The following is a 16,257-nucleotide window of genomic DNA, read 5'->3' as shown; positions in this document are numbered from 1 at the left end:
TTTGCAGGCAGATGCTGTCTGGTAAAGCGCGCTCCGGCCCCGTTTGGTGAGTGGCTGCATTGGCGGCCACAGCGCTGTGCACGTATCACGCAAACATGCCACGCACCACATCGGCATTGCTTTGCCCGTTGGGGTTGCCCACCGTGCTGTCGGAAGCAAGGTTCCAGCAACTCAGATGCGCCAGCGCGTTGACCAACGGATAGGACAGATGCAGCTGGGTGACCGTGCCATAGAGCGGAAAATCGTCCACGCTTTGCAGATCCAGCTCAATCTGCGTTTCATCCGGCAATTGCTTCCACCATGCACGCACCAGATCGTTGTACACCCACAGCACCTCGACCGACTGCTGCGCCGGCACGTTGAACCAGCTATTTGCCAGCACGCGCAAGGTCTGCCGCACCAGTAACGCGCCACCGGATTTTTTGGCTGCCAGCAGCCCCTGTTTCAAGGCATCGAATGCGGCGGTGTCGAACACCTGGTTGTGCCGGAACATGCCGTTGGCGTCTTCGCACAATTGCTCGTTGGCGTATGCCGGATAGCTGCGCGTTTTCTCGCAGAACGGCTGTAGCCCGAACAGCGGCGGCAGGTCGTCGGCAACCACGGTTTCGCCTGATTCCGGGTCGATGTTCACCCCTTGATCGGAATTGACGAACACCAGCAGACGCGCAATACCGCGTGCCAGCAGCGGCATGATGCCCAGGTTCTCCAGGTTGCCGCCGTCGGCGAAGCGGTAACTTAGCGTCGGTTGGCTCTCACGACCATCGACCGGCCAGTACGGATAACGCGGCACCAGGCCATTGATCTCGGGAAACTTCTCTTCGAAGTCCTGCGCCGGCGCCATGCTGCTGCAACCGGCGATGTCATTGAGACTGAAGACGCGCAGCGGCACGCTGGTAGTGACTCCGTCGGCACCAGCGTCGGCGATGTAATCGCTGCCCATCGCGAACGACTCGATCAGACCTCCACCCATGACACCGAGTTGCTCAGGCTGGTTGAAAACGCCACGCACGCCAAGCAACCAGTTGGCTTCGAACGGCACCAGATCCGAGGTCACGCTGTCGTTGATGAAGACAGACGTATTGAAGATCGGTAACGGCCGCCCGTCGCGGATGGTGTAGAAGTTGTCGCTGCTCAACTGCGGATTGCGCAGCAGCGGGCCTTCCGCCAGATACTGCGTCGTGCCGGTGAAATAACGCGGATCGACGCCTGTGGCATCCGGATTCCACAAGCCGAAATCCTTCAATACCAGCTTGCCGATCACCGCCTGCCACATATCCGCCGGCGCGTAGCGTTTGCTCAGCCGGTACTCGGCGAGTTCAGCGACGATCGGCAACGTGCCAAGACGATACGGCACCTGGCCGAGATTGTTGCTGCCCATCTTCCCCAGCTCGTCCAAGGTGAGTTGCGCTGGATCCAGCACCACCGGCCCGAGGAAGTCGTCATCGCTGATCGACGTCGGCAGATAGGTGAACAACACATTGGCCCATGTCCCGCCGGACACCGAAGAGATCGCCGCCACCTTGTCCAGAAGCCCCAGGGAGCGCAGCCCGCGCAGTTGACCCAGCGCACACGACAGCGCACGACTGCCGCCGCCGGAGAGACAGATGCCGACCGCGTCCGACGAGGTCTCGCTTGGGGCTGCGCCCAGTGGATCGATTGCCACGTTGAATGTCGCCATGGTGTTCTCCCTGTGTGGCGTTTGGCCCTTTCAAAGCGCCGTCAGAAGCCTAGCGTCTGCGGATCCAATCGCCACGTGGCGTTGCGCACAGATCGCGTCGCGCAGCGGAGGGCGCTCTTGTCGATCTTTCAGATAGTCCGGTGTGAGATGACGGGCACATCACCCGAAGACCGAGCCTGCCAGCCCTAATCTGCCGAGAGCGACCCCAGGGTAAAGCCGGAGACGGCATTCACTTTGCCGCGCCACAGCACACCACGGTTGCTGGGCAATGGCTGGCCGCCGGGCGAGAAGCAACGCGACTCGATCAGGTGAAGGAACTGCGGAGGCGTGCTGCTCTGCTGAGCGTCCTCTTCCGTGTCGTAGATGCTGGCATGGCTGGCAAACGCGCGACGGATATCTTCTTTTTCTTCGACGCTGCCGGGATAGGCCGCAGAAAATTCCTGCGCGAACGCCTCGAAATACTGCTTGCCGCTGACCAGCTGGCCAGAAACGATGATGCCTTCGACAAACAGCGTAATGCCGAACTGCACGTTCGAACTATTGACGGTGGCGACCAGCTTCTGCAGATACCAATCCAGGCTCTGGCCGTCGAACGCCAGCTTGATGTCTTCCAGGTTCGGTTGATTGTCGTCTTGATCTGTCATGTGGCTCTCCTTGGTGGAAGGTGTAACGCGTATGTTGAAGTAAGCGCAGCGACGTGCCTACGCATCGCCCCGCATGCCCAAGAAAGCAGGTGCGTCCTGTCCAGTGATCGGCGCGGTTGGGTCCGCTATCGTCGCCTTGGAGAGCATGCCCCAGAGTCTATGACATGTTTGCCTTGTTGGCCTGCCCTGGTTGGAGTCTTGATCCTCAGCGCTAGCTTGTGCTGTTGCACAAGCTCCTTGCTCGCGCGGGTGCTCGATTGGGGCTGTCAGTCAACGTTCGTTCCGAGCCATCGGGGAGTAGCGGCGCAGCTTGGCGATGTCCTTAGCAGTCCGTCACGGCCCGGTATAGGCCTCAAGGGATGAAATTTTCTGATGAAATTTCGCGACTAGATATGGTTTTTCTGACACTTGTTAGCCTTGATCGCTCGCCACTCACGCCCGTCTCTTCATTAGAGGGGCACCGATAAAATCAAACCGCGTCGAAGAGAAGGCCAATCGTAGTGGCTGTGATAGGCGATGGTCGCCCAAAGAACACATTGGTTGCGCGTTGCCCAGCGAACCCCCGAAGATATATAGCCATTTGCCAAGATGTTTAGCGAGCTAAGAAAGGGATGCCATTGCAATGACTTGGCTCGGTCTCGATCAAGATTTACCCATATCGTGTAGAGAGAAGCTCGCTACCAATGAAGACCGTAGAAGACTGCAAATTGCTGGTTCGAGAGGGGTTTCTATCTCCAGAGAAGTGGGAGGTAAATCTTGCACTAGCCGAGCGACTGCTTTCGGAAGCGCTGTTGGACGATCCAAACAACCCGCTCTTGCTCACCTGCCTGGGTGCAGTCCTTTGTGATCAAGGTCAACACAAAGCCGCCGCAGTGCAGTTGCGCTACGCGATAGCGCACGGGTCACAGGACAGAAATACCTTCTTCAATCTTGGTGTTGCATTGCTTAACTCTAGAAGCAGTGATGCCATGACATTCTTCAACAAGTCAAAGGCATTCAAGTCATCGCTTCAGTCCTGGCAGGCGTACTTCGATCCTCAGGCGCACTGATAAGGATCGCCAGGCTGCTGGGTGGTTCTACCATATATAAGGTGCACCCTAAGATATCTAAGCCCGAATTGGGTTTTGGCCGTACCCAAGATTTCTCTTGAATCCCAGAGAGGACTTATCCACAGAGTTGTGCATGGCTGCCGAGGCCTGCCCCTCGTACACTCAGCCCAACTCACAAACCTGGCTGGTCAGATGGTTGTTCAAACTAAGCGTCGTCGCTTCTCTGCTAGGCTCGAAAAGCGAGGCCCACTGATTTTTGACGACGCACCGTTATCTCTGCGCGTTGGATATATAAAGCTGTTGCTACCAACTTATGTTGGTGAAAGCCGTTCCACGCGAATAGCCAGGCGAGAGCCCTTAGGAATCGATGAGGTGCATGAGCTGTTTTTGGCTCGATGCCGTATAGACGGAGATCCGCACGAATGGGGCGAGTGTAGTTCTTGGGAAGCACTGACGACACACCTCAAAGGTAGTTGTTGGCCTCAGTTTTTTGACTTTGTCGAGTTGCTCGCCGAACTGCTTATTGAGAAGGATGATCACTTTTCGTTTGATAGCCCTGCTAAGTTTGAAGTTTATAGGATTCGTCTGAACGATCTCCTGGATGAGGAGAACATCGGCTGGCAAATGGATGCGCATGGGGAACTGAAGCGCAAGATCCGTGCAATGAATCGATCAATCTCTTCAGCCAATGCTGCGCTCGATAGCCGGTTTAAAAGCGCTCGCGAGCACTACAAGCGTTCATTGAGCTACCTGCTAACTCATCCGGTCGACGAGGCAAACAGTGTTCGAGAGATCATCAGCGCATTGGAAAGCGTCATCAAGGTCATCGCTCCTAAGGTAGCTACTCTTGGTGCCGGAGTAAAAGAGCTTCGAAAGAGAGGTGATTTCAACCGCTGGAGTTTGGACATCATAGAAAAGCTATATGCCTATTCGAATGACTCTCCGTTCGTTCGTCATGGACACATCGATGGAGTAGCTCCTACGAGAGCCGAGGCTGAAATGATTGTACAGACTGCCTTATCAATGATTTGCTACCTCATTGAGGTGGGCGGAGAGGGTGCCGAGCGACCTTAAATTGAAGTTTTTTCCTTTCAGAGGTGAAAGTCGTATATCAGGCTGACCTCAACTCAATGAGGGTATGGTCGGATACGTATGTGCAGACCTATGTGGAAAACAGCTTGGTCGTGGCATACCTCATCGTGTCGGTCCGCTTGGATTAGCGTCATTCACCCCACGCGCGAGTTCCTGTTGTTGCGTGAGCTGCCTTTCCTGCGCAATCGCCTGATTAGCTGCCAGCAACGTCTGGTCTGATTGCTCAAGCGGAATGTTGATCGCCTGGTCAATTTGCACATGCACGCGTTTGCTCGCCGGGTCGTCTAGGGATGGTCTGATCAACGGCATCGGAGGATGAGCCTAACCACATCGACCAGGCTGACGGCGCTCAGATCCTCGATTTTTTTGCCGTTTCCGGCGCGTTTGCAGGGTGTTGCCCGGGTTACAGGCGCACGTTCCCCATCGTCGGCAGTAACTGCTTTCGCTTCATCCACAGGTTCGATAGCGCAAACAAGGTCAGCACCTGCGCGGTGTTCTTGGCCAGGCCGCGATAGCGGACCTTGGTGTAGCCGAACTGGCGCTTGATCACCCGGAATGGATGCTCCACCTTCGCGCGCACGCTGGCCTTGAAGTGTTCCCAACGTCTTTCCCGAGCACGCTCGCGTTTGTTGCCGAGGGCTTGCATCGTCGAGGGCCTGGCGGCGATGAAGAATGCAGCCTTGCAGGCCTGCAGTTCTTCGCGTTTGTCCGCACCGGTGTAGCCGCTATCGCCGAACACGCTGTCTTCTTTGCCATGCAGCAACGTGTGCATCACCGTGACATCGGCGACGTTGGCGGCTGTGCAATGGACGTGGTGCACCAACCCGGAAAATTCATCCACGCCGATGTGCGCCTTCATCCCGAAATACCACTGATTGCCCTTCTTGGTCTGATGCATCTCAGGGTCGCGCGCGTTGTCGGCGACGTCCCCCCGCCCTGAGTAGCGGCTTGGTTTAGAGTCCGGGGGTAATGATATCGGTGTTTGCCAGATGTTGGGCATAAGCAGCCGGGGTCATGCCGCCGATTGCATTCTTGGGTCGCTCTTCGTTGTACGCGCGTCGCCAGCGTTCGATTTCGGTGCGCGCGTGCAGCAGTGTCGGGAACCAGTGCTCGTTGAGGCATTCGTCGCGTAGTCGGCCGTTGAACGATTCGACGTAGGCGTTCTGGTTCGGTTTGCCGGGTTGGATCAGCCGCAACTGCACACCACGGGCATGTGCCCAGGCGACCATCGCCCTGCCGCAAAACTCCTTGCCGTTGTCAGTGCGGATCACCTTCGGCAAACCGCGACTGTGTGCCAACCGATCCAGCACGCGCGCAACGCCATGTCCCGAGATCGCGCGCTCCACGTCGATGGCGACCGCTTCGTGGGTTGCATCGTCCACGATCACCAGACACTTGACCACCCGACCGTCGGCAGTGCGGTCGAACACGAAGTCCATCGACCACACCTGATTGGCCTGCGCTGGCCGCAGCAGCGGCTGACGCTCGCTTATTGGCACCTTTTTGCGTTTGCGCCGTCGGACCTGTAGCTGCTGCTCGCGGTACAACCGCTCCACCCGTTTGTAGTTCACGATGCGCCCTTCCTGTCGCAGTTTGAGATAGATCATTCCCACGCCATAGCGGCGATGGCGATGCGCCAACGCAACGATGCGCTCGCGCAGTTCGCCATTGCGGTCTTCGCGTGGGCAATAGCGCAGCGCACTGGCGCTCATGCCGATCGCTGCCAAGGCGCGACGCTCGCTGGCGCCACGCCCGATCCACTCGCGCACCAGCGTACGACGCGCCGGTGCGCTTACCACTTTTTTCGCAGCGCATCCTTGATCAGGTCGTTCTCGAACAATTGCTCGGCCAGCAACTTCTTCAGCCGCGCGTTCTCGGACTCGAGGTCCTTGAGCCGCTTGGCATCAGGCACGCTCATCCCGCCGAATTTGCTGCGCCACAGGTAGTACGAGGCCTCGCTGAAGCCATGGCGCCGGCACAGGTCCTTGATCGCCACGCCGCTTTCGGCTTCGCGCAGAAAGCCGATGACCTGCTCGTCAGTAAAACGTTTCTTCACGTCCAATCTCCTCGGGGTAGGGAATTGGACTCCAAACTGAGGCGCTACTCAAAATCGGGGGGACGTCGTCGGCATTCTTGGTCGAACTGGGCGCCGCGATCAGCGTCGCATCGACGATCGTGCCCGACCGCAGGCTCTGGCCCTTGCGCGCCAGATGCGCGTTGACCGCTTCCAGCATCCGCGCGGCAAGGCCATGGGTCTCCAGCAGGCGCCGAAAGTTGAGAATCGTGGTCTCGTCCGGAACGTTGTCCAAGCCACCGAGCTGGGCAAACCGCCGCAAGGTCGGGATCTCGTGCAGTGCTTCTTCCATCGCCGGATCGCTCAGCGCATACCACTGCTGCAGCAGATGAATCCGCAACATCGTCGCCAGTGCGTACGGCTGCCGACCTGGCCGGCCCGATACCGGATAGTGCGGCGCGATCAGACCGAGCAGTTGCTGCCACGGAACCACCTGCTCCATCTCGGCCAGAAAGATCTCCCGCCGGGTCTGCTTGCGCTTGCCCAGGCCCTCAGCGTCACCGAACGTCAGTTGCATGGATCACTCCTCAACATGAGGCGGGTAGTGTCGCGTATCTGTGGTGCGTTGTTCAGAGGTTCCCTAGCCGCCCTTCCACCGCAAACAGGTTGCCGGTCTTGCTCATCACCACGTGATCTACGCGGGTCAACGCGTTGCTGGCCATGGAGCGATCTGCCGCTTCTGGGTAACTCTCGCGGTTGTCTTTACATGCGGCCAGTAAGCATCGGCTGGCCCGCTCACTCATTTCGTCATAAGGCTTGCCAACACTTTCGTCGATCTTACGCATGCCATCGCGGATCTGCTCAAGCATGGCGTGGTCGGGATGATCTGGGTCGTCTGGACCGTGCTGGGCTGGAGTCGAACTGGATGTGGGCGAGACTGGTACATATTTATGGTCATGTGCCGGATTTACGCTTCCATCCTGGGTGTGATCGAAGTGATGAAGGACTGGTGGTGTTGTGCTGCTGTCGTAGTAAGCAAAGGGAGCCTTGTTCTTACCAAAGTCCAAACCCTCACCTTCAATGATCGGCTCTTTCATTCCGACAGAGGCCATATTGACGGTTACAGCAGGCATCACACCCTGTATGGGCCTTGCATACTTCCTTTCGTACTCAACTATATGCTCTACCCCTGAAGTCGCGTAATAGTTTGGATAGTCTGATGTACCTCTATCCCCGATTCCAATTGGGTTTCGACCTGGGATAGGGTGTGTCGGATCTGGTCTATTGAAGTAATGTTGTCCCATTGCCGCAACATTTGTCGGCGACATTTGTAGCTGACCATCCGGGTCGAATTTTAGTCCTGGCCGTGGCTGAATAGTTGCGCCGGCACCCTGTGGCTTGACGATAAAATCTTCAATCCTGCGGTTTCCTAGGGATGGTCTGATCAACGGCATCGGAGGATGAGCCTAACCACATCGACCAGGCTGACGGCGCTCAGATCCTCGATTTTTTTGCCGTTTCCGGCGCGTTTGCAGGGTGTTGCCCGGGTTACAGGCGCACGTTCCCCATCGTCGGCAGTAACTGCTTTCGCTTCATCCACAGGTTCGATAGCGCAAACAAGGTCAGCACCTGCGCGGTGTTCTTGGCCAGGCCGCGATAGCGGACCTTGGTGTAGCCGAACTGGCGCTTGATCACCCGGAATGGATGCTCCACCTTCGCGCGCACGCTGGCCTTGAAGTGTTCCCAACGTCTTTCCCGAGCACGCTCGCGTTTGTTGCCGAGGGCTTGCATCGTCGAGGGCCTGGCGGCGATGAAGAATGCAGCCTTGCAGGCCTGCAGTTCTTCGCGTTTGTCCGCACCGGTGTAGCCGCTATCGCCGAACACGCTGTCTTCTTTGCCATGCAGCAACGTGTGCATCACCGTGACATCGGCGACGTTGGCGGCTGTGCAATGGACGTGGTGCACCAACCCGGAAAATTCATCCACGCCGATGTGCGCCTTCATCCCGAAATACCACTGATTGCCCTTCTTGGTCTGATGCATCTCAGGGTCGCGCGCGTTGTCGGCATTCTTGGTCGAACTGGGCGCCGCGATCAGCGTCGCATCGACGATCGTGCCCGACCGCAGGCTCTGGCCCTTGCGCGCCAGATGCGCGTTGACCGCTTCCAGCATCCGCGCGGCAAGGCCATGGGTCTCCAGCAGGCGCCGAAAGTTGAGAATCGTGGTCTCGTCCGGAACGTTGTCCAAGCCACCGAGCTGGGCAAACCGCCGCAAGGTCGGGATCTCGTGCAGTGCTTCTTCCATCGCCGGATCGCTCAGCGCATACCACTGCTGCAGCAGATGAATCCGCAACATCGTCGCCAGTGCGTACGGCTGCCGACCTGGCCGGCCCGATACCGGATAGTGCGGCGCGATCAGACCGAGCAGTTGCTGCCACGGAACCACCTGCTCCATCTCGGCCAGAAAGATCTCGCGCCGGGTCTGCTTGCGCTTGCCCAGGCCCTCAGCGTCACCGAACGTCAGTTGCATGGATCACTCCTCAACATCAGGCGGGTAGTGTCGCGTATCTGTGGTGCGTTGTTCAGAGGTTCCCTAGAGCATTCATTTCTGGTAAGCCTGCAGCTGGATTGCCCTGCTTTTGTCTACTCAGTAACGCGTTCCAACCTGCAATTTCTGCTTTCGCTTCGTCGTCTCTGCTTGCTTGAATGGAAGTGGCGAAGACGCGCGTGTAATCGTGAACAGGATTTGTACTTTTAGCTATGGAAACGGCATCGTTGTGGAACGCCGCGTTCGCTAGCCTTCTTTCGGGGGCATTGAAACCGTGTTGAATCTCGTGTCCGAGGACAAACGTCATGTCATTGGGATCGTACCCGTTAGGATTTGCCGCAGACCTTCCCTGTAATCTGGCAGCAGGCATGTTCATGGAGTGACTGCTAGCGCTGTAGGTGCCACCAGCAGTGAATCCTGGAGGTATAAAGTCGAAGTGTTCTAAATGCTTATGCGGCGGATCACTCTTGTCGGTCGTCATTACCGCTCGTTTAATCTCATCTGCAAGCACTGGCGAGCCATTGATGGTCGATTGGAGGTTGTTGACCATATCTTGCGTCACTGGATGAGTCGCCCTCGATGCATCCAGATATGTCTTCTGGGAAAATTCGATCGACATATGCTGCAGCCTGAGAGTTGCTTGTAGATCCGGGTTGTGTCTAGGGAACCTCTGAACAACGCACCACAGATACGCGACACTACCCGCCTGATGTTGAGGAGTGATCCATGCAACTGACGTTCGGTGACGCTGAGGGCCTGGGCAAGCGCAAGCAGACCCGGCGCGAGATCTTTCTGGCCGAGATGGAGCAGGTGGTTCCGTGGCAGCAACTGCTCGGTCTGATCGCGCCGCACTATCCGGTATCGGGCCGGCCAGGTCGGCAGCCGTACGCACTGGCGACGATGTTGCGGATTCATCTGCTGCAGCAGTGGTATGCGCTGAGCGATCCGGCGATGGAAGAAGCACTGCACGAGATCCCGACCTTGCGGCGGTTTGCCCAGCTCGGTGGCTTGGACAACGTTCCGGACGAGACCACGATTCTCAACTTTCGGCGCCTGCTGGAGACCCATGGCCTTGCCGCGCGGATGCTGGAAGCGGTCAACGCGCATCTGGCGCGCAAGGGCCAGAGCCTGCGGTCGGGCACGATCGTCGATGCGACGCTGATCGCGGCGCCCAGTTCGACCAAGAATGCCGACAACGCGCGCGACCCTGAGATGCATCAGACCAAGAAGGGCAATCAGTGGTATTTCGGGATGAAGGCGCACATCGGCGTGGATGAATTTTCCGGGTTGGTGCACCACGTCCATTGCACAGCCGCCAACGTCGCCGATGTCACGGTGATGCACACGTTGCTGCATGGCAAAGAAGACAGCGTGTTCGGCGATAGCGGCTACACCGGTGCGGACAAACGCGAAGAACTGCAGGCCTGCAAGGCTGCATTCTTCATCGCCGCCAGGCCCTCGACGATGCAAGCCCTCGGCAACAAACGCGAGCGTGCTCGGGAAAGACGTTGGGAACACTTCAAGGCCAGTGTGCGCGCGAAGGTGGAGCATCCATTCCGGGTGATCAAGCGCCAGTTCGGCTACACCAAGGTCCGCTATCGCGGCCTGGCCAAGAACACCGCGCAGGTGCTGACCTTGTTTGCGCTATCGAACCTGTGGATGAAGCGAAAGCAGTTACTGCCGACGATGGGGAACGTGCGCCTGTAACCCGGGCAACACCCTGCAAACGCGCCGGAAACGGCAAAAAAATCGAGGATCTGAGCGCCGTCAGCCTGGTCGATGTGGTTAGGCTCATCCTCCGATGCCGTTGATCAGACCATCCCTAGCGCCAGAGGATTGAAAATCAGCTGCCGGTAGAGTGACGGTCCCGGACTGAATATCGTAACTCCCAGCAAGATTTTGTTGTCCTGTAGAACCTTGCAGTGCAAATGCTTTCAAGTGCCCATTCTGGGCATCTTGATTGAGAAGCTCAAGCTGTTGTGAGTCAGCAACTACGGCTGAGCGAAGTTGCGCAACTTGCTCAGGCGTAACACCTGATTGACTTGCGAACTGCTTCAAAGCCGCTTCAAGTTGAGCATTTGGACTAGCCATGTCGGTAGGTGCTCCTACTCATTCACGGTGGAAATCGACGTTACGCAGGCGCGATATTTCTTGCCATCAAGCGCTGTTACTTCAGGCCTGGAAGCAATAGAGACCGTCATGCCGTCTTTGTGATAGTGCCAATCAATGAGCTGGCCAAGTTCGCCGTAGTTAGGCGCATCGCCAAAGCCCATTGCCTTCATGGCATTGTGGTAATCCTCGAAACTGAGCTGACAAATATCCGTCATGGCTGCATATCTATCGGACTTGTGCACGAAGTCCAGCGACACGCCAGGACTACGCATAGCAGCTGCTGGCAGGTACTGAATTTCGTACGACCAATCGCCTCCTAATAGCTGGCTATAGGCGAACGATTCGACTCGCTGCCCCGGAATCGCGTTGAAGTGTTCAAGGCGAACTCCGACCACTTCATTCACACGCTCAGGGCTGAGATCGCTGGAGGATTTCAGAGCACCGATCAGTTTCAAGAACCGCTTGCCGATCTCGTCGGCGCTGAGTTCAGAGGTGCTAGCCGATGTACTGTCAGTCGAGGTCATGGTGGCATGTTCCTTCGCGGGTGGCTGTATTGCATCGGCCGAGGTGTGTGCGCAAGCACAGAGTGTCGTTCCGCATAGCGCGAGTATCGAAAGCAGGACGGTTCTTGAAAATCTCATTGACTCGTTCCGTGCAAATGATCAGGGGAAGTTATTTTTCCTAACATGAATCATCAGTTAAGTTTTTCGCTGAAATTATCAGTCACAGCATTGACGGATCTAGGCCCGAACCATCACCACCCAGCCACCGCACCATCGGAGCGCGGATCGCTTGCTCCACTGATCACGCCATCCACCTCGCGGACCAATGCGCCCGCGTGTCCCATGATCGAGGTATATGCGGGCAACAGTTCCACCGCATGTCCGGCATCGCGCAGTGCTTGCACGACTGCTGGATCAAAGCGGTCTTCCAACTTCAGTGAAGTGCTGTCTTCGCCCCATGTGCGGCCGAGCAACCAACGTGGTGCCGTGATCGCTTGCTGTAGCGGTACGCCGAAGCGCGCGTAGCGGGAGAAGAGGGCGGCCTGGGTTTGTGGTTGGCCTTCGCCGCCCATGGTGCCGTAGGCCATGACGCGGCCGTCGTCGAAAGTAGCCAGCGCCGGGTTGAGGGTGTGGAAGGGTTTGCGCCCAGGGGCGAGGGCGTTCCAGCCGTCGGCGGCGAGGCGGAAGCTGCAGCCGCGGTTTTGCCAGGTGATGCCGGTGCGCGGCAGCACCAGGCCGGAGCCGAATTCGAAATACGTTGACTGGATGCAGCTGACCGCGCGGCCGTGCGCATCGATGGCGCCGAACCAGACGGTGTCGCCGGCCTGCGAGGGCTGCGGCCAAGGCAGAGCGGTGCGCATATCGATGCGTGCGGCCAGCGCGTCGAGTGCGGCCTTGTCGTCGAGCAGGGTCTGTGCGTCGAGCGTCATCCAGGCGGGGTCGCCGATGTGTGCGTCGCGGATCAGGAAGGCCTGTTTGGTGGCTTCGATCAGGCCGTGCAGGTGTGCGTAGCTGTCGGGGTGTTCGGCGTGCAGGCGATCGAACAACGCGAGGATCAACAGCGATGCCAATCCTTGCGTGGGCGGTGCGTGGTTGTAGAGGCGCGCGCCGTGGATGGCGACCGAGAGCGATACGCTGGCGTCGGCATGATGGCTTGCGAGGTCGTGTGCGTTGAGCGGGCTGCCGAGGGCTTGCAGGTCGGCGGCGATGTCGTCGGCCAGTGCGCCGCGATAGAAGCTCTCCAACCCATTGTCGGCGAGCCGTTGCAAGGTGCGTGCGAGGTGCGCTTGTTGCAGCAGCGCGCCTTCGTGCAGGGGCGCGCCGTGTGGCTCGAAGATGCTGGCGTAGGCGCCGGGTTGCACGCGCAGTTCGGCGCTCTTGCTGGCGGCGATGTGTGCGCCGCCTAACGTGACCGGTACGCCATCGCTGGCATGGTGAATGGCGTCCTGCAATAAGCGGTGCAGCGATAAGCTGCCGCCTGCGTGCTGCAGCGCGAGTGCCCAGCCGGAGACGGTGCCGGCCACGGTATTGGCCGCACCGGGGCCGCGCCACGGAATGCTGCTGTGGCCGCGATAGAAGTCCAAGGTTGCCGCCTGTGCAGCGCGGCCGCAGGCATCGATGGCGTGTACGCGGCCGTCGGGTTCGTGGATCAGCCAGAAGCCGTCGCCACCGATACCGGTCATGTGCGGGTACACCACGGCCAGGCAGGCGGCGGTGGCGACGGCGGCTTCGATGGCGTTGCCGCCGTCGCGCAGGACATCGCGCCCGGCCTGTGCGGCCAGATGATGCGGGGCCACGACCATGCCGCGACGCGCGCGCAAGGTGTGCAGCATCAGTGCGTCTCCGCCGGTGGGCTGAAGGCGAGCAGGCCGTCGCGTTCGAGTTGCGCGGCGAGTGCGAACAAGCGATCTTCGCGGCCGGGCGCAGCAATCAATTGCACGCCCAGCGGCAGGCGGCCGGGGCGCGGCAACGGTGCGGCCAATACCGGGCAGGCGGCAAGCCCGAGCGGTTGGGTGAAGATGCCTAAGTTGGCGCGCGCAGACACCGGCAGGCCGTCGATCTGGATGGTGTCTTGATCGATGCGTGGTGCCACGCACGGTGTGGTTGGCGCGATCAGCACATCCACCTCGTCCCACAGCCGTTGCATGGCGGCGCTGAACCAGTGCGCGAAGCGGTGTGCATCGGCCACCGCGCTGGCAGGCAATTGTAGGCCGGCGAGCAGGCGGTCGCGGGTGGCCGGGTCGAACTGTTCGGCATGCGTGCTCAAACCGGCGCGATGACGATGGCCGCCTTCGGCAGCGGTGAGCACGAAGGCGGCGGCGCGGGCGCGTTCTGCTTCGGGTAATTCGAGGAGGGTGGTGCTGTTGCAGGCGGTGAGCAATGCGCTGAGGCCGGCATCCAGGTCGGGGTCGAGATTGCGTTGGAACCAGCCGCCAAGGCGTGCGATGCGCAAGCTGCCGGCATTGCAGGAGGCAACGGCGTGACCAAGCATCACTTCATAGACGCGGCGTAGATCGGCGATGGAGGTGGCGAACGGGCCGACCACATCCAGCGCATCGACGAAGCCGAACACGCCCTCCAGCGGCAACGTGCCGTGCGTGGGACGCAGGCCGTACACGCCGCACAATGCAGCCGGCACGCGGATGGAGCCGTTGGTGTCCGAGCCCAGCGCAAACGGCACCAGCCCGGCAGCGACTGCGGCAGCCGAGCCGCCCGACGAGCCACCAGCCAGATGGCAGTGATCATGCGGGTTGGCGGTGGTGCCGTAGTGCGCGTTGACGGTGGCAAACCCGTAGGCAAACTCGTCCATGTTGGCGGTGCCCACCAGCACCGCGCCGGCATCGCTCAGCCGTTGCACCACCGCTGCATCGCGGGTGGCAGGTGCGCACTGCGCACGCACAACGGCGCCAGCAGTGGTGACCTGGCCGGCGACATCGAACAGATCCTTGACCACAAACGGCACACCGGCCAACGCACCGCCATCGCTGCCACCGGCCAGCGCGGCCTGCACGCGCGCGGCATCGGCTGCGGCGCGTGCGGGCAGCAGACGGGTGATCGCGCGCAGGCCGTCGTTGGCCTGGTGGATGCGCGCGAGCGTCTGGGTGGCATGGCGTGCGGCCAGCGTGGGCTGGCTGCGCGTGGTGCTGACGATGGAGGCGATCTGGCCGCGCGGCGTGGTTGTGTCCGGTGATGCGGGGCGCGGGATGTGGAAGTTGGCTAACAGCTGCGCGTGGACGCGCAGGACCTCGGTATTGCGATCGATGCCGGCCTGCCACTGCGCTGGGAGTTGCATGGGGTCACCTTGGGTTGCTGGGAGTGGCGGGTGTGGGTGTCGCTCAAGCCCCTCTCCCGCCGGGAGAGGGGTTGGGGTGAGGGTGCTCCGCTAGGTGGGGATATATCAGGTACACATTTACCTTGCTTGCACCCTACTCAACTGGCGCAGCATTTTTCTCAGTTGCCGCACCCTCATCCGCCCTTCGGGCCTCTTCTCCCGACGGGAGAAGGGGTAACGGCAATCCCACTGCCGGCGGCTGCGGCGCAGTGAGGTGATCGACCAGTAATTGCTCGAACGCTTCCACATCCACCGCATGCACCACCGTCTGAGCTTGTTCGCCCAGTCCAGGCTGATAGCCTGGTGCCCACGACAGAATGTCGCCATACCCTGCATCGAAGGCGGTATTGGTATCGACGTAGAGCGTCTCGGTGTGCGTTGCCAATTCGGGGCGCAGCCACACTGCAGTGGCCAGCTCATCCCACATCGGAAAGCCGGGTTCGCGACGGCGCAATGCGTGGCCGATGCTGGTATCGGCAGCGCTCATGCGCGCCAGCAACACTGGCGTGAGTTCGGTGGCAGTCGATGGGTCCACCGGCACCATGGTGATCTTGCGCCAGGGCGCGCGCATGACGATGCTGGCCGCTTCCGGATCCCAGCGGATGTTGAATTCGCGGCGTGGCGAGTTGACGAATTCGCGCGCGAATTGCTGCGCGCTGATGCTATTGCGTTGCTGCCGTGGGTTGAGGCTGCCGCCCATATAGACCAGCTCGCGCGCCAGTGTGGCGAAGGCCGGATCCAGCGATTGTGCAAGCGCCAGATTGGTCAGCGGCCCCGTCGCAATGATGCTCACCTCGCCTGGATACAGGCGCACCATGCGCAGCATGAACAACGCAGCCGGTTCGTCGGATGCGCGCACCACGCTGGGATTGCCCAACGCCAGGTCGGGCACCACGTCGTGTGCGTGATAACGCGGCGCGCTCTGCACGGTGTCGCCATCCACCCAGTGTTTGGTCCATGCACCTTTCCAGACCAGCTTGCCGTACAGCGCTTCCCAACGCTCGGTGGCGAGCTCGCTGTTGAGCAGCGGATGCACCGGGCCGGGTAGCACCGGGATCTGCGGCTGGCCGGCTAGTTCCAGCAGACGGCAGCTATGCCCCAGCACTTCGTCGCGCCAGATGTTGCCGCTGACCGCGCTGATGCCCAGCACCTCGACCTCGGGCGATTGCAACAGCAGCAACTGCGCGGGCGTGAAGCCGTCGATATCGTCTTCGAGAATGACGCGGCGTTTTGATGGAGCGGCGTGTGAGTGGGTCATTGCGCTTTGGTCATGGGGGTGGAATGCAT

General features: G+C 59.8%; 13 protein-coding genes and 4 pseudogenes. 3 read left to right on the top strand and 14 right to left on the bottom strand.

Going from position 1 to position 16,257, the window contains the following annotated elements:
- Nucleotides 1-85: 85 nt before the first annotated feature.
- Together NMB96_RS04130 and gvpU are read right to left on the bottom strand one after the other, a co-directional pair.
- Entirely contained in the window at nt 86-1,678 is a 1,593-nt protein-coding gene (locus NMB96_RS04130) for a hypothetical protein (RefSeq protein ID WP_255086328.1), read from the bottom strand.
- Nucleotides 1,679-1,863: 185 nt separating this feature from the next.
- On the bottom strand, nt 1,864-2,322 hold the full coding sequence (gene gvpU / locus NMB96_RS04125) for a gas vesicle accessory protein GvpU (RefSeq protein WP_023902228.1): 459 nt from the start codon (nt 2,320-2,322) through the stop codon (nt 1,864-1,866).
- A gap of 683 nt (nt 2,323-3,005) precedes the next feature.
- Between gvpU and NMB96_RS04120 the strand changes: the two genes are divergently transcribed.
- On the top strand, nt 3,006-3,371 hold the full coding sequence (locus NMB96_RS04120) for a tetratricopeptide repeat protein (RefSeq protein ID WP_043888846.1): 366 nt from the start codon (nt 3,006-3,008) through the stop codon (nt 3,369-3,371).
- A gap of 192 nt (nt 3,372-3,563) precedes the next feature.
- Entirely contained in the window at nt 3,564-4,445 is an 882-nt protein-coding gene (locus NMB96_RS04115; RefSeq protein ID WP_152025489.1) for an AbiJ-NTD4 domain-containing protein, read from the top strand.
- Between the two features lie 120 nt (nt 4,446-4,565).
- On the opposite strand, the pseudogene NMB96_RS04110 reads toward NMB96_RS04115, so the two are convergent.
- The 7 genes and pseudogenes from NMB96_RS04110 to NMB96_RS04080 all read right to left on the bottom strand — a co-directional run.
- A pseudogene (locus tag NMB96_RS04110) lies at nt 4,566-4,748 on the bottom strand (XVIPCD domain-containing protein); the annotation flags it as partial.
- Nucleotides 4,749-4,866: 118 nt separating this feature from the next.
- A pseudogene (locus NMB96_RS04105) lies at nt 4,867-5,385 on the bottom strand (IS5 family transposase); the annotation flags it as partial.
- 31 nt (nt 5,386-5,416) lie between these two features.
- Nucleotides 5,417-6,519, bottom strand: a protein-coding gene (locus NMB96_RS04100; protein ID WP_183086658.1) for an IS3 family transposase whose coding sequence is annotated in 2 segments (ribosomal slippage) — nt 5,417-6,261 and nt 6,261-6,519 — 1,104 coding nt in all. Because the reading frame shifts where the segments join, the coding sequence is not laid out codon by codon here.
- A 67-nt stretch (nt 6,520-6,586) separates the two neighbouring features.
- Nucleotides 6,587-7,054: pseudogene (locus tag NMB96_RS04095) on the bottom strand (IS5-like element IS1646 family transposase); the annotation flags it as partial.
- Nucleotides 7,055-7,121: 67 nt separating this feature from the next.
- A pseudogene (locus NMB96_RS04090) lies at nt 7,122-7,898 on the bottom strand (XVIPCD domain-containing protein); the annotation flags it as partial.
- Nucleotides 7,899-8,025: 127 nt separating this feature from the next.
- Entirely contained in the window at nt 8,026-9,006 is a 981-nt protein-coding gene (locus NMB96_RS04085) for an IS5 family transposase (RefSeq protein ID WP_183086593.1), read from the bottom strand.
- 52 nt (nt 9,007-9,058) lie between these two features.
- Complete coding sequence (locus tag NMB96_RS04080) at nt 9,059-9,643, bottom strand: hypothetical protein (protein ID WP_255086324.1); 585 nt, start codon at nt 9,641-9,643, stop codon at nt 9,059-9,061.
- A 107-nt stretch (nt 9,644-9,750) separates the two neighbouring features.
- On the opposite strand from NMB96_RS04080, the gene NMB96_RS04075 reads away from it, so the two are divergent.
- Nucleotides 9,751-10,731 (top strand): IS5 family transposase, encoded by a 981-nt coding sequence (locus NMB96_RS04075; protein ID WP_183086593.1) that lies wholly within the window; start codon nt 9,751-9,753, stop codon nt 10,729-10,731.
- Between the two features lie 84 nt (nt 10,732-10,815).
- On the opposite strand, the gene NMB96_RS04070 is transcribed toward NMB96_RS04075, so the two are convergent.
- The 5 genes from NMB96_RS04070 to NMB96_RS04050 all read right to left on the bottom strand — a co-directional run bounded on the left by NMB96_RS04070 (nt 10,816) and on the right by NMB96_RS04050 (nt 16,228).
- Complete coding sequence (locus tag NMB96_RS04070) at nt 10,816-11,115, bottom strand: hypothetical protein (RefSeq protein ID WP_255086322.1); 300 nt, start codon at nt 11,113-11,115, stop codon at nt 10,816-10,818.
- A 14-nt stretch (nt 11,116-11,129) separates the two neighbouring features.
- On the bottom strand, nt 11,130-11,660 hold the full coding sequence (locus tag NMB96_RS04065) for a hypothetical protein (RefSeq protein ID WP_052334161.1): 531 nt from the start codon (nt 11,658-11,660) through the stop codon (nt 11,130-11,132).
- 230 nt (nt 11,661-11,890) lie between these two features.
- Nucleotides 11,891-13,471: a gamma-glutamyltransferase family protein gene (locus NMB96_RS04060; protein ID WP_255086320.1), complete on the bottom strand. Its 1,581-nt coding sequence runs from the start codon at nt 13,469-13,471 to the stop codon at nt 11,891-11,893.
- Nucleotides 13,471-14,931 (bottom strand): AtzE family amidohydrolase, encoded by a 1,461-nt coding sequence (locus tag NMB96_RS04055; RefSeq protein ID WP_255086319.1) that lies wholly within the window; start codon nt 14,929-14,931, stop codon nt 13,471-13,473. The genes NMB96_RS04060 and NMB96_RS04055 overlap by 1 nt, the downstream gene beginning before the upstream one ends.
- 133 nt (nt 14,932-15,064) lie before the next feature.
- A complete protein-coding gene (locus NMB96_RS04050; protein WP_255086318.1) occupies nt 15,065-16,228 on the bottom strand; it encodes a nucleoside hydrolase in 1,164 nt (387 codons plus the stop codon).
- Between the last annotated feature and the right edge of the window lie 29 nt (nt 16,229-16,257).

Source organism: Xanthomonas hortorum (assembly GCF_024339125.1).
GTDB lineage: Bacteria > Pseudomonadota > Gammaproteobacteria > Xanthomonadales > Xanthomonadaceae > Xanthomonas > Xanthomonas hortorum.
The sequence above is the reverse complement of the archived record's forward strand: the minus strand, read 5'-3'. Positions and strand labels throughout refer to the sequence as shown.

Coding starts and splice junctions, on each gene's coding strand:
- NMB96_RS04130 (WP_255086328.1), bottom strand. CDS start 1,678: ATGGCGACATTCAACGTGGCAATCGATCCACTGGGCGCAGCCCCAAGC.
- NMB96_RS04065 (WP_052334161.1), bottom strand. CDS start 11,660: ATGACCTCGACTGACAGTACATCGGCTAGCACCTCTGAACTCAGCGCC.
- NMB96_RS04075 (WP_183086593.1), top strand. CDS start 9,751: ATGCAACTGACGTTCGGTGACGCTGAGGGCCTGGGCAAGCGCAAGCAG.
- gvpU (WP_023902228.1), bottom strand. CDS start 2,322: ATGACAGATCAAGACGACAATCAACCGAACCTGGAAGACATCAAGCTG.
- NMB96_RS04085 (WP_183086593.1), bottom strand. CDS start 9,006: ATGCAACTGACGTTCGGTGACGCTGAGGGCCTGGGCAAGCGCAAGCAG.
- NMB96_RS04050 (WP_255086318.1), bottom strand. CDS start 16,228: ATGACCCACTCACACGCCGCTCCATCAAAACGCCGCGTCATTCTCGAA.
- NMB96_RS04115 (WP_152025489.1), top strand. CDS start 3,564: ATGGTTGTTCAAACTAAGCGTCGTCGCTTCTCTGCTAGGCTCGAAAAG.
- NMB96_RS04120 (WP_043888846.1), top strand. CDS start 3,006: ATGAAGACCGTAGAAGACTGCAAATTGCTGGTTCGAGAGGGGTTTCTA.
- NMB96_RS04080 (WP_255086324.1), bottom strand. CDS start 9,643: ATGTCGATCGAATTTTCCCAGAAGACATATCTGGATGCATCGAGGGCG.
- NMB96_RS04060 (WP_255086320.1), bottom strand. CDS start 13,471: ATGCTGCACACCTTGCGCGCGCGTCGCGGCATGGTCGTGGCCCCGCAT.
- NMB96_RS04055 (WP_255086319.1), bottom strand. CDS start 14,931: ATGCAACTCCCAGCGCAGTGGCAGGCCGGCATCGATCGCAATACCGAG.
- NMB96_RS04070 (WP_255086322.1), bottom strand. CDS start 11,115: ATGGCTAGTCCAAATGCTCAACTTGAAGCGGCTTTGAAGCAGTTCGCA.